This is a genomic window from Shewanella sp. OMA3-2 (assembly GCF_021513195.1).
Lineage (GTDB): Bacteria > Pseudomonadota > Gammaproteobacteria > Enterobacterales > Shewanellaceae > Shewanella.
In genome coordinates this window covers 2,229,432-2,242,001 of record NZ_CP090974.1, presented here as the reverse complement: position 1 = coordinate 2,242,001, position 12,570 = coordinate 2,229,432, and the positions used below count along the sequence as shown (strand labels likewise).

Genomic DNA, 12,570 nt, shown 5'->3' with positions numbered 1-12,570 from the left:
CGTAATCTAGCGGCAGTTCGATATTCGAGTTGCCGCTTTTCTTTCTATAAATGCTTTCACACCGAACAGAGAGTAAGACCATGTATCAATTAACTTTTGACACCCAAGCATTCATAAAAAAGCACTGGCAACAAACCCCAGTGGTATTAACACAAGCCTTCGAGGATTTTGTTGACCCTATCGCCGCAGATGAATTAGCTGGTCTTGCTTGTGAAGAAGAAATTTCATCACGTATTGTGGTTACAGAAGCCAACCAAAACCAATGGAACGTTATTCAAGGTCCATTTGAAGATTATGATGCCTATGGTGAAACCCACTGGCAACTGCTAGTACAGGCGGTTAACCATTGGTATCCAGACTCGCAACCGTTAGTTGATGCCTTCCGCTTTTTACCTGACTGGCGTTTTGATGATTTAATGGTGTCTTTTGCTACGCCACTTGGTGGAGTCGGTCCACACATAGATAATTATGATGTATTTATTATTCAAGGCGAAGGTGAACGTCGCTGGAAAGTGGGTGATAAAGGTGATCACCAACGCCGTGGTGGAGATGCTAACTCTCCATTAGTAGAAGATTTTACGCCTATTATTGACGTGGTATTGAAAAAAGGTGACGTGCTGTATATTCCACCTGGATACCCACATTGTGGTGAAACTCTCTCTTTAGCCATAAGTTACTCAATTGGTTTTAGAGCACCAAGCCAGCAAGAATTACTGACTCAGCTTGCAGACTCACTGATTGATAACAACAATGGTCATCAACGCTTTATCTCCGCTTCAGAAGCACAAGAACCTGGTATGGTTAGCCAAGAGCAACAACAAGGCATTATGCAATTATTAGCTGAGTTGGCTAGCCAACCTGAAAAGTATCAAACCATGCTAGGTAAGCTATTGAGCCAGAATCGATTTGAACTTGATATTTGTGAAGGTGAAGAACCGCTTGATTTAGAAGAGTTACAGCAAGTCATAGAAGATGGTGCCAGTATTTTACGCATTGGTGGCTTAAAAGTATTGCGCTTAGAAAATGACAACCTGAGTCGCTTGTTTATTAATGGTGAAGTCTACTCACTTGAAAACGTGACCGAAGCAGAACTCATCTGCTTGGCTAACACTGTCAGTTTAGACAATGAGTTAGCCGCTAAGATGTGTGAAAACTTAGCGATTGCAGCACTATTAGTTAACTTGATAAATCAGGGTTTTTATTATCTAGCTGAGTAATTCTCAGCTAGTTTTAATGACATAAAAAAGGCACTTAATGTGCCTTTTTAATCTATAAAACCAGTCAATATATGCGACGAAAGCTTGCGACTAGGGCTTAAGACTCGCGCTTAAGACCAAAGTTTTTCATCTTCATGCATTCTATATAGGCTTTCTGCTCGAGTGACCAATAAATTAGCAAATTTAAGCTGGGTTTGATCACGAGTCGCACCCGATTTATGTAAATTTTCAGCTTTAAGTTGCCACATCATTGAAAAATGACGCATTGCTTCACGGGCTGTTTTAGCCACTTTGACATCAACATAATCTGTGGGTAAATCCCCAGACATCACCCAGAAAGTTTGTTTAGTCGGTTGTTTAGAATCCATTTTCCAAATCGCTAAATAAGGTGCAAGGTAACGACTTTCTTCGGCATACACTTTATTTGGCAGCACACCTTTTTCAGCTAAAAAACGATTGGCTTTTTGAAATTGTGTTTTTACCCAATCTTGTCTTAATGCTTCTTGATCTACAGCGGGTGTTGCAACCTGCTCTACTACTTCATCAGTCATAACACTTCCTATCTTATTATTATCACGTACTCGTCGGTTATAATTTCAGCCCCAACGATACTCAATTTAACACACACCACTAAAATACTTTACGTTTACGTAAAGTGGCAAGCAAAATTGCCAGCTAAATTTTAAAATTTACGACATCAGGCTTTGTTGAGAGTATCGCTAAATGCTATCGTGCTGCAATACCAAATAACGAATTTGATACATATTTAAGCATTTCAGTTTAAACCATATAAAAGTAGTACGCAGCCATTGGTGTAGCTCAATCTTCCCCTTGTTTAGTATTGCTTTTTGTTGTCTTAAGTTGTGATTAAGTATTATCAAGTACGGTAATAAATAAGTGTTAGAACAACTAACACACGACCCAAAAGCAACTGGAGAATTTACGTGGCGGTATTTAATCATGTCTCATTTGATGAGCACGAACAAGTGGTGTTTTGTCATGATAAAGAAAGTGGCTTAAAAGCCATTATTGCGGTGCACAATACCAACAAAGGCCCCGCTGTGGGTGGTTGTAGAATGTGGAATTATCAATCTGATGATGAAGCGTTGACAGACGTATTGCGTCTTTCTAGAGGGATGACCTATAAAAATGCCCTTGCCGGTTTAACTATGGGTGGCGGTAAAGCAGTTATCATTGCCGATCCTAAAACCGTAGACCGTGAAAAATTATTCCTTGCTTTTGGTCGTTTTGTTAATAGCTTAGGCGGTAAATACTATTCTGCAGAAGACGTAGGCGTATCAACATCAGATATGATGATAGCCAACCGTGAAACACCTTATGTAGCAGGACTTGAAGGCAAGTCTGGTGATCCATCGCCATTAACCGCGCTAGGCACCTATTTAGGCATTAAAGCAGCCGTTAAACACCAACGTGGAATTGACAGCTTAAAAGACATTAAAGTGTCAGTGCAAGGTGTGGGACATGTTGGATATTATTTATGTAAACATTTACATGAAGCCGGTGCAAAGTTAATTGTTACTGATATCCATCAAGCGTCTCTTGATCGCGTGGCCACCGAGTTTGGTGCTACCGTAGTCGAGCCTCAGGACATCTATAATCAAGATGTGGATGTATATGCACCTTGTGCACTAGGAGCGACCCTAAATGACATTACCTTGCCATTATTAAAAGCGACTATTGTCGCAGGTTGCGCCAACAATCAATTAGCAGAAGTGCGCCATGGTGAAAAGCTTAAAGAGATGGGTATTTTATACGCGCCAGATTATGTGATTAATGCCGGTGGTATTATCAATGTGTCTTTTGAAAATAACTATGATAAAACTGCAGCTATCGCTAAGGTTGAGCAAATTTATCAAACATTATTAACCGTGTTTACTCGCGCAGATGCTGAAAACCGCACTACGGGTTCAGTAGCCGATGAAATGGCACGCGCCATTATTAACGCAGGCCGTTAAATCAGCGAGCAATAAGACTGTTTAACGGCTCTGCTTTTCACTGCATCAGTAGTATCAACAAAAAGGGAAGCCTAGGCTTCCCTTTTTAGTGCTTGTTCCAGCCAATTAACTCACAAGCAAGTTGCAAGCTTCATCTAAATGTAATATTTACGTCACGAATTAGTCAATTATCCTCAGTAAGCTCTAGTTATCTTAATGCAATACTATTTGTAGAGATTAGGCTAATGGGTAATATCAGTGCACTATTTAAACAAGTCTCGCAAGCATCTGCTAATTCTGCATTTACATCTCACCTATCAACTCAACACCTTCATGAAGAAAATGATAGAGAGCATAAAGCACTAGATGAACAGCTGTCATTTTACGCCGTTTGGCTGTCTGATGTTCATTTAGGCAGCATTGATTGTAAAGCTGAGTTTTTGTTGGATTTTTTAAATAACAACTCATGCCAATACTTATACTTAGTCGGTGACATAGTCGATATATGGGCGTTAAAAAAACGGGTTTACTGGCCAGATAGCCATCAAGCCGTATTAACAAAAATACTCGCACTCGCGCAAAATGGCACCCAAGTATTTTATATCCCTGGTAATCACGATGAGATGTTTAAATCTTACACTGATAGCCATTTTCGTGGCATCACAATCGCACCCAGTTATATTCATCAGTCAATTCTCGGCAAACGCTGCCTTATGTTACATGGCGATCAATTTGATTCTGAAGTTTGTGTCAGCCGCACTTACGCCAAACTAGGCGATCATTTATACGATGTTTTGTTATGGTTAAATCGACACCTTCATAGTGTACGCAGCCAACTTGGCTACCCTTATTGGTCACTTGCCAGCTACATAAAACTCAGAGTAAATAAAGCCCAACAAGCCATTAATAGCTATAAAGACGCCGTGCTGCGATTTGCCTTAAAACAGCAAGTTGATATGGTCATTTGTGGCCATATTCATCAGCCAGAACTGTCAATTCATCATAAGGGGAAGCATAGAATTATTTATGCTAACGACGGGGATTGGGTTGAAAACTGTACCTTAATCGCTGAAACCCTATCCGGTGACTTTCAGTTACTAAAATGGAACGAACAAACTAAAACCCCTCAGATTATCGACAATATTGGCACAGCAACCCCTTTAACACTTCATACCGCTTCAACTCATAAACAACCCAATAAGAAGGTAGCATAATGAAGTCAGCAGAAATGATGTTTACTGTCGATCAAATGGTTGATAAAAACTTGCCTCAACTGGCTAAATTTCCTTGGTTATCCAAGCCCACCAAAGCCATGCTACGCTATCTTTTACATGAGCAGCAATGTAACGATATTGCAACTCAATATAAACACTTAACCAGGGGTTGATTTTGTTGAGCAGGTATTGGCTAGCTTCAATTTTAGTTACAGCGTACCAAATAATGAAATTGAAAATATTCCGATTGACGGCCGTGTAGTTATTTATGCCAATCACCCCATTGGTTCCCTCGACGCCCTTGCGTTGATCAAGTTAATCAGTAAAGTTCGCCCAGACATTAAAGTGGTCGCCAATGAACTATTAATGGCCATCAAACCGCTGCACTCTATTTTATTACCGGTCAGAAACATGACTGGTGGCACCCCAAAGCAAAATGTAGATGATATTCACCAGCATCTGAAACGTGAAGGTGCATTATTAATATTCCCCTCAGGTGAAGTGTCTCGATTACGCCCAAGCGGAGTAACTGATTTATTGTGGCAAAGTGGATTTGTTAAAATGGCCAAGGCATGTAATGCTCCCTTGCTACCAATATTTGTTGATGCGAAAAATTCAGCAACCTTTTATGGCGCGTCAATGATTTATAAACCATTGGCAACATTACTATTGGTCAAAGAAATGTTTCGCCAAATTAATCAAGTGATGCCGGTACGTATCGGCCAACTGATTGCTAAAGAAACTGTGGCTAATAATGACTTTCCGTTAAAAACACAGGTTAAACTGCTAAAAAATCATCTTTACCGTATCGGTAAAAATAGACCACCACTGTTTAGTACTCAAAATGCGATTGCCCACCCAGAGTCTCGCACCACTTTGCAACATGAATTACAACAATGTGAACAGCTTGGACTCACATCAGACAATAAAATCATTTATCTTTATCAACATGATGCCAGCAGTGCCATTATGCGTGAAATTGGCAGATTACGTGAAATAGCCTTTAGAGCTGTAGGTGAAGGCACTGGCAAGCGCAGAGACACCGACAAATATGATAATGATTATTGGCACCTAGTATTATGGGATAAAGATGATTTAGAAATCGTCGGTGCTTATCGCTTTGCCAGTGCCAAGCACATTTATGATGAACCATCTACCACAGGACTATATAGCCAAACGCTATTTCAATATCATCCCTGGTTCACTCCTTATTTTGAACAAGGATTAGAGCTAGGTCGAAGCTTTGTGCAGCCCAAATATTGGGGCAAAAGAAGCCTTGAGTATTTATGGCAAGGGATAGGTGCTTTTTTGCTTAAAAACCCTCAATACCGCTACTTATTTGGCCCAGTGTCTATTAGTAATAGCTACCCTGAACCCGCAAAAGAATTACTTATTTATTTCTATAAAACTCAATTCCCGACCCAATCAATGCTCGCTACCTCATACAACGCTTATCAGCTTACCGATGAACGGTCACATCAATTATATAACCAGTTTAATGGTGAGACGTACGCTGACAATTTTAAAATTCTGAAAAGGACATTAGCCAACATGGGTGTTTCAGTACCGACTTTATTTAAACAGTATGGCGAATTATGTGAAGACCAAGGCGTGCAATTCATCGACTTTGGCATTGATACTGAGTTTGGTGACTGTATTGATGGCCTTGTGCTGGTTGATGTTCATCAGCTTAAACCGATTAAAGCACAAAAATACCTTGGTTTAACAAAATAACCTTTACCCTTACTACTTGTTAGGATTATGTAGCTAACTCATTGTTGTACTATACTTTATCTGATATACATAAGTAATACGGTTTACATTTCTATTATCGGCCGTGTTATAGGAGATAAATATGTCAGCAGCAATGATTTTAGTCCGCGATATTATGACGACACGCATTGTCACCGTTTCGATGGATGATAGATTATCGGTGGCAAAACACATTTTCGACAATGTCAGTTTCCACCATTTACTGGTCATTGATGAAAATGACAAACTGCAAGGCATTTTATCACACCGAGACTTGTTAAAAGCCCTGAGCCCTAACCTAGGTACGGCGGCTGAACTTATCCGCGACACAGAAACACTCAATAAACGTGTCCACCAAGTCATGAGCCACAATCCTATTACTATCTCACCAGATACACGTCTTAAGCATGCTTGTGAAATTATTCTTAAACATGGTATTGGCAGCTTACCAGTATTGGAAGCAGGTACATTAGTTGGCATTATTACTTGGAAAGACTTACTCAAAAGCTACAGTGACAACGATTTAAATTAGCTTAGTCGCAAACGTAAATAAGTGTATAACCGTCATTTTGGCAAGAAAATATAGTTAAAATAAAAATTCATTTAGGCACCAACCAATTAGCATGTTTATTTTAAACCTTCATATTTTGACACTGGAAAATGTCATATTACTCTGCTTAGCTTAGTACTAGTCGCAACAGTTACAGCACGACAGGGGTGATGCCATGATTAAGTTTAATTATCTTTTAAACCAAAACAATTTTGAGATGCAAGCCAGCGATTGGTGTGGACTGGAAAAAGTGATGTTAAATGGTAAAGTGGTTTCGAAAAAGTTCAATTTCGGGATCTTTAGTTGTCACGATATCCTATTGAATGATGGTCATAAATATCAATGTAAATTACTCGTTGACCCACAAACTGACCTACTAACCTGTAAGATCTATAATCAACGACGGTTAGTCACAGTGCTCAGGCAAGGAAGAAAACAATTACAACAAAGTCAGCGACTCATAGAAGCAAGTTTAATGACGATATTGTTCTCACTACTCGCCATTTATATCTTTGTTTAGAGCCGTGTTTATTCTGTTCTAAAAATTGGCTAGTGGCCATACAAGGTAACGACTACAGCACCGCCAAGTCCGACATTGTGCTGTAATGCTAACCAGGCATTAATCACTTGACGATTACCAGCATCGCCGCGTAAATGCCAGACTAACTCTGCACATTGAGCTAATCCAGTAGCGCCAATAGGATGACCTTTAGACATTAAGCCACCTGAAGGTCCAATAACAAACTGGCCGCCATAGGTATTATTCCCTTGAGTAATCAATCTTTCGGCCTCGCCTTCTGCACATAAACCCAAAGCCTCATAGGTAATCACTTCATTGGGTGTAAAGCAGTCATGCAATTCAATCACATCGACATCCAATGGCGATATTCCTGCTGTGTTATACACTTGCTTTGCTGCCATTTGAGTCATACTTCGACCGACGGCATTAATTGGGTCTTGCCACGAATCTTGATTATCGGTTGCCATTGCTTGCGCAAGAATTCTCACCTTGGTGCTCACCCCATGCTGGCGGGCAAACTTATCACTACAGACAATAACAGCCGCCGCACCACACGTAGGAGGACATGCCATAAGGCGAGTTAAATAGCCATCGTAAATCACCTTATCAGCTAATACTTGCTCTGCACATAAAGGCATTTTTAATAAAGCATAAGGGTTGTTCATTGCATGACGGCGGGACTTTACCGCGACCTTGGCAAATATGTCAGAGGTGACATTATATTTATCCATATAATGTCGACCCGCGGCACCAAAAGCACGCAAGGCGATTGGCCCATCAGGTGCATTAAACTGACTTAACACCGGTTCAATCCGGGTAAACGGACTTTCTCTGTCTTGCCAATGTGAACCCAGCGCACCAGGCTGCATTTCTTCAAAGCCAAAGGCTAATACGCACTCAACTTCACCAGACATTACTGCCTGTCTAGCTAAGTACAAAGCGGTAGATCCACTAGAACAATTATTATTGATATTAATAATAGGAATACCACTTTGAATAACATCATAAAAGGCATGTTGTGCGCAGGTACTATCGCCATAAATATATGCCCCAAATGCCTGCTGTATTTGCTTAGCATTGATGCCTGCGTCGGCTAAGGCTAAATGAATCGCATTGGCGGCCATCACACGATAAGGCTGATGCTGCCCTGGCTTACAAAAAGGCATCATACCTACACCAGCAATCACAACTTTAGTCATGGTTTACTCCGCACATCTGTAGTGCTGTATCAGTGATGCACACTTTCTGCTCTAACTGATAACGTCCACTGCCTGCGGTAACGGTTGTAATGGTTAGCTGCTGAACGTCAGTATCATTTGAAATCGAGACGTTAGATATAGTGCCATCACGGGGGAAAGTAATACCAGCGATAAAATCACCCACTTCTAGATCACGATATAACTTCACGCTGATACTGCCAATCGATCTAGGTTCTAACCGACCTTCTTCAACAATTACAGACATGTCATTAGTTAAACTGAACACATGAAAATAGCCGTCAGCAGCAGAATGTGATTGCGCTGAAACCTCAGTGGTCTTAATTAAAGATTCATTGGCACTGGCATAAAACGAGTTAAAAATGAAAACCGCAAAAACAATAAAAATATTCAATAACTTCAACATAGTGCACTCCCAAAGTAGTACATATCAAAAAATATAGTCATGCCATGATAATACTCTGTATTGAAAAAATGTTAATCGTTAATCTAGTGCCCTAGCCCAAAATTAATTGACGCTTTTTTGATTTATGATAAAAAGTAATCTTTATTGTAAGCATATTTCTGTTATTTTTTGACTGGTAATGAATATATATCATCATATTGGGAAGATTATCGTTAATGCGTTTAGAACACTTTGCTATCGACTTGTCCTGTAAAATCGAAGCAAGCTTTGATCCGTATCTGTTGCACCTTAGATAAATCTGCAAAATCAAAGTATTGATATTCACTGTGCTCTGCACTTAACTTTATTGCCGTGGCATCCTTAACACTGCACTTAAAGATAAACACCTGTGACTGATAAGCACTGTGAAAATAAACTCCAGAAAGATAATCAATTTCAATATCACAGCCTAACTCCTCCAAACACTCACGTATCACCGCCTGATGAATTGTTTCCCCTATCTCTAATGCGCCACCAGGTAACCCCCAACATTTATCACCATAAGTGGCTTTTAATTGTAATACCTGTCCTTTCACATTAGTGATAACAGCATGAGCACTGAGTCGGAACATATCGTTAAATGCCAAATGAATTTCCTTTTGTATCCGCCGATTAAAAAACGGTCCTTTATAATAAGAAAGCGAGCCATAAACTAAAACTGAACACTGATAATACCGTCGATAACACCACAGTGCTGCCTAACGTCGACTCATGTTGCTTAAGCTCTGTCGCGATAAGGTATGCATTCACTCCTAATGGAGAAGCACTCAGTAATACCAACATAATAAGACGATCAGAGCCCACTTCTACACCATAGCGCGCGATAAGATACACTAAGGCTGGCAGTAATAGCAGTTTAAGACTACTGGCAACAAGTGCCAGTCGCCAATCATCACCAATTTTGTAAAAAGTTAAATTGGCACCTAATACAAATAAGGCACAGGTAAGAGCCGGTTTTGCTAATAACGCTAAGCCGGCATCTAATTGAGCACCTAATTGAACACTTAACGCATTCGCACCTATTCCTAAGCCTATGCTCATTACCACAGGATTAAGTAACATAGTGCGGCTAAAGTTAGTCCATGAAAAACCCTCAACATTCCCGCGCGCGGCTAAAATAAACGTTAGTGCAAATAAAGTGGCACTATGAAAAGTAATTATCATAAATACCTGTCCTATCATTGCCTCGCCCAAGGCAGCAATGATGATAGGCAAACCTACCAATACGGTGTTTGAATAGCTGGTACCCAAAGCAAAAACAGCACTGGCATCGCATCCTTGCAATTTCACCGGACTAAAATGGCGATTAAGTCGATACCCTATGGCGAATACTGTTAATACGGGAAGATAAAATGCCAGTAGGGATTTAACATCTATGCTTTGGGATAAGGGCGCAGCTAACATATTAATAAATAAAAAAGCCGGAATACTGACATAAAAGGTAAATTTGCTAATTCCACCAATCTGTTGTTTGTTAAAAAAGCCTAGCCGAGTGAGTGAATATCCTAAGATCACCATAAAAATAAGTGGAAAAATAATACTGATAATAGACATACACACCTGAGATTTAAGAAGCACTACTAGAAACGAGCAATAAAAAAGGCGCCTAAGCGCCTTTTAAACTAGTAAGGTAATGAAGTTACCAACCAGTACGAGTACGCAATGCTTTACCAATGTCGGCTAAAGAGCGAACTGTAGTCACGCCTGCAGCTTCAAGAGCGGCAAACTTGTCTTCAGCAGTACCTTTACCGCCAGCGATAATTGCGCCAGCATGGCCCATACGCTTACCTTCTGGTGCAGTAACACCAGCAATGTAAGATACGACAGGCTTAGTCACGTGTGCTTTGATATAAGCAGCCGCTTCTTCTTCAGCATTACCACCGATTTCACCGATCATAACAATCGCTTCAGTCTGTGGATCGTTTTGGAACATTTCCAATACGTCGATGAAGTTAGTACCAGGAATTGGGTCACCACCGATACCTACACAAGTAGATTGGCCGAAACCTTCGTCAGTAGTTTGCTTAACCGCTTCGTACGTTAATGTACCTGAGCGAGAAACAATACCGACTTTTCCTGGTAAGTGAATGTGACCAGGCATGATACCAATCTTACATTCACCAGGCGTGATAACACCTGGGCAGTTAGGACCGATCATGCGAGTGCCCGTTTCTTCAAGCTTCACTTTCACTTGAAGCATATCAAGTGTTGGAATGCCTTCAGTGATACAAACGATTAGCTCAAGGCCAGCATCGATTGCTTCAAGAATCGCATCTTTACAAAATGGTGCAGGTACGTAGATAACAGTTGCAGTTGCACCTGTTTGAGCTACTGCATCTTTAACAGTGTTAAACACTGGAAGACCTAGGTGAGTTTGACCACCTTTTCCAGGAGAAACACCACCAACCATTTGCGTGCCATAAGCAATCGCCTGTTCAGAGTGGAAAGTACCCTGACCGCCAGTAAATCCTTGACAGATTACCTTGGTATCTTTGTTAATTAAAACAGACATTATTTGCCCTCCGCAGCTTTAACAACTTGCTCAGCCGCGTCAGTTAGACTTGTAGCCGCGATGATATCAAGACCAGACTTAGCCAATACTTCACGACCTAATTCGGCGTTAGTACCTTCAAGACGAACAACCACTGGCACTTTAACGCCAACTTCTTTAACTGCACCGATAATACCTTCAGCGATCATATCGCAACGTACGATACCACCGAAGATATTAACCAATACTGCTTTAACATTGCTGTCAGAAAGAATGATTTTAAATGCTTCAGCAACACGTTCTTTAGTTGCTCCGCCGCCAACGTCTAAGAAGTTAGCTGGCTTGCCGCCATGTAAGTTTACGATGTCCATTGTACCCATTGCTAGGCCGGCACCGTTAACCATACAACCTACGTTACCGTCTAAAGCAACATAGTTTAATTCAAATTTAGCAGCATGCGCTTCACGAGCATCATCTTGTGATGGATCGTGCATCGCTTTGATTTTTGGCTGACGATATAATGCGTTGCCATCAATACCAATTTTGCCATCTAAACAGTGAAGATTGCCTTCAGTGGTGATAACAAGTGGGTTGATTTCTAATAACGCAAAATCGTGGTCGTTAAACATGTTCGCCAGACCCATAAAGATCTTAGTGAACTGCTTCATTTGAGTTGGGTTTAAACCTAACTTGAAGCCAAGATCACGAGCTTGGAAAGCTTGAGGACCTGTTAACGGATCAATGATAGCTGTGTGAATAAGCTCTGGCGTATGTTCAGCCACAGTCTCAATATCAACTCCGCCTTCAGTCGACGCCATAAATACAACGCGACGAGTGCTACGGTCAACAACTGCACCTAAGTACAATTCGTTAGCAATGTCAGTACAGCTTTCAACTAGAATTTTAGCAACTGGCTGACCTTTGGCGTCAGTCTGGTACGTTACTAAGTTTTTACCTAACCAGTTTTCAGCGAATGCTCTGATTTCGTCTTTATTACCGGTAACTTTAACGCCACCTGCTTTACCACGGCCGCCAGCGTGTACTTGACACTTAACAACCCATAAGTTTCCGCCAATGTGGCCAGCTGCTTCAACTGCTTCTTGAGCGGTATCACATGCAAAGCCTTCAGAGACTGGTAAACCATATTCGGCAAATAAAGATTTTGCCTGATACTCATGCAAATTCATGATGATCTATCCATATACTTCT

At 40.7% G+C, this 12,570-nt stretch carries 12 protein-coding genes and 1 pseudogene; 6 read left to right on the top strand and 7 right to left on the bottom strand.

Annotated features, from left to right (window positions below):
* The first annotated feature begins 80 nt into the window (after positions 1 to 80).
* On the top strand, positions 81 to 1,217 hold the full coding sequence (locus L0B17_RS09880) for a ribosomal protein uL16 3-hydroxylase (protein WP_235084458.1): 1,137 nt from the start codon (positions 81 to 83) through the stop codon (positions 1,215 to 1,217).
* 110 nt (positions 1,218 to 1,327) lie between these two features.
* Here the strand turns inward: L0B17_RS09880 and L0B17_RS09875 are convergent, their stop codons facing one another.
* Positions 1,328 to 1,768, bottom strand: a complete 441-nt coding sequence (locus tag L0B17_RS09875) for a DUF4826 family protein (protein ID WP_235084457.1) — start codon at positions 1,766 to 1,768, stop codon at positions 1,328 to 1,330.
* Positions 1,769 to 2,161: 393 nt separating this feature from the next.
* Between L0B17_RS09875 and L0B17_RS09870 the strand changes: the two genes are divergently transcribed.
* The 5 genes and pseudogenes from L0B17_RS09870 to L0B17_RS09850 all read left to right on the top strand — a co-directional run bounded on the left by L0B17_RS09870 (position 2,162) and on the right by L0B17_RS09850 (position 7,208).
* Positions 2,162 to 3,193 carry a Glu/Leu/Phe/Val dehydrogenase dimerization domain-containing protein gene (locus L0B17_RS09870; protein WP_235084456.1) on the top strand — a complete coding sequence of 344 codons (1,032 nt, stop codon included), beginning with the start codon at positions 2,162 to 2,164 and terminating at the stop codon, positions 3,191 to 3,193.
* A gap of 224 nt (positions 3,194 to 3,417) precedes the next feature.
* The gene (locus L0B17_RS09865) at positions 3,418 to 4,386 is read left to right on the top strand and encodes a UDP-2,3-diacylglucosamine diphosphatase (protein WP_235084455.1); all 969 of its coding nucleotides are present in this window, start codon (positions 3,418 to 3,420) and stop codon (positions 4,384 to 4,386) included.
* A pseudogene (locus L0B17_RS09860) lies at positions 4,386 to 6,120 on the top strand (GNAT family N-acyltransferase). Before L0B17_RS09865 ends, L0B17_RS09860 begins: the two are co-directional and overlap by 1 nt.
* Before the next feature lie 121 nt (positions 6,121 to 6,241).
* Positions 6,242 to 6,670, top strand: a complete 429-nt coding sequence (locus L0B17_RS09855) for a CBS domain-containing protein (RefSeq protein WP_235084454.1) — start codon at positions 6,242 to 6,244, stop codon at positions 6,668 to 6,670.
* A 193-nt stretch (positions 6,671 to 6,863) separates the two neighbouring features.
* On the top strand, positions 6,864 to 7,208 hold the full coding sequence (locus tag L0B17_RS09850; protein WP_235084453.1) for a hypothetical protein: 345 nt from the start codon (positions 6,864 to 6,866) through the stop codon (positions 7,206 to 7,208).
* 29 nt (positions 7,209 to 7,237) lie between these two features.
* Here the strand turns inward: L0B17_RS09850 and L0B17_RS09845 are convergent, their stop codons facing one another.
* The 6 genes from L0B17_RS09845 to sucC form a co-directional block, all read right to left on the bottom strand.
* Positions 7,238 to 8,407, bottom strand: coding sequence for a thiolase C-terminal domain-containing protein (locus L0B17_RS09845; protein ID WP_235084452.1), 1,170 nt, complete (start codon positions 8,405 to 8,407; stop codon positions 7,238 to 7,240).
* Complete coding sequence (locus L0B17_RS09840) at positions 8,400 to 8,831, bottom strand: PliI family lysozyme inhibitor of I-type lysozyme (RefSeq protein WP_235084451.1); 432 nt, start codon at positions 8,829 to 8,831, stop codon at positions 8,400 to 8,402. Before L0B17_RS09840 ends, L0B17_RS09845 begins: the two co-directional genes overlap by 8 nt.
* A gap of 221 nt (positions 8,832 to 9,052) precedes the next feature.
* Entirely contained in the window at positions 9,053 to 9,457 is a 405-nt protein-coding gene (locus L0B17_RS09835) for an NUDIX hydrolase (RefSeq protein ID WP_235084449.1), read from the bottom strand.
* Between the two features lie 40 nt (positions 9,458 to 9,497).
* Entirely contained in the window at positions 9,498 to 10,424 is a 927-nt protein-coding gene (locus tag L0B17_RS09830; protein ID WP_235084447.1) for an AEC family transporter, read from the bottom strand.
* A gap of 85 nt (positions 10,425 to 10,509) precedes the next feature.
* Complete coding sequence (gene sucD, locus L0B17_RS09825; RefSeq protein WP_235084445.1) at positions 10,510 to 11,382, bottom strand: succinate--CoA ligase subunit alpha; 873 nt, start codon at positions 11,380 to 11,382, stop codon at positions 10,510 to 10,512.
* On the bottom strand, positions 11,382 to 12,548 hold the full coding sequence (sucC, locus tag L0B17_RS09820; RefSeq protein WP_226415298.1) for an ADP-forming succinate--CoA ligase subunit beta: 1,167 nt from the start codon (positions 12,546 to 12,548) through the stop codon (positions 11,382 to 11,384). Before sucC ends, sucD begins: the two co-directional genes overlap by 1 nt.
* Between the last annotated feature and the right edge of the window lie 22 nt (positions 12,549 to 12,570).

Coding starts and splice junctions, on each gene's coding strand:
- L0B17_RS09880 (WP_235084458.1), top strand. CDS start 81: ATGTATCAATTAACTTTTGACACCCAAGCATTCATAAAAAAGCACTGG.
- L0B17_RS09875 (WP_235084457.1), bottom strand. CDS start 1,768: ATGACTGATGAAGTAGTAGAGCAGGTTGCAACACCCGCTGTAGATCAA.
- L0B17_RS09865 (WP_235084455.1), top strand. CDS start 3,418: ATGGGTAATATCAGTGCACTATTTAAACAAGTCTCGCAAGCATCTGCT.
- L0B17_RS09855 (WP_235084454.1), top strand. CDS start 6,242: ATGTCAGCAGCAATGATTTTAGTCCGCGATATTATGACGACACGCATT.
- L0B17_RS09850 (WP_235084453.1), top strand. CDS start 6,864: ATGATTAAGTTTAATTATCTTTTAAACCAAAACAATTTTGAGATGCAA.
- L0B17_RS09845 (WP_235084452.1), bottom strand. CDS start 8,407: ATGACTAAAGTTGTGATTGCTGGTGTAGGTATGATGCCTTTTTGTAAG.
- L0B17_RS09840 (WP_235084451.1), bottom strand. CDS start 8,831: ATGTTGAAGTTATTGAATATTTTTATTGTTTTTGCGGTTTTCATTTTT.
- L0B17_RS09830 (WP_235084447.1), bottom strand. CDS start 10,424: ATGTCTATTATCAGTATTATTTTTCCACTTATTTTTATGGTGATCTTA.
- sucD (WP_235084445.1), bottom strand. CDS start 11,382: ATGTCTGTTTTAATTAACAAAGATACCAAGGTAATCTGTCAAGGATTT.
- sucC (WP_226415298.1), bottom strand. CDS start 12,548: ATGAATTTGCATGAGTATCAGGCAAAATCTTTATTTGCCGAATATGGT.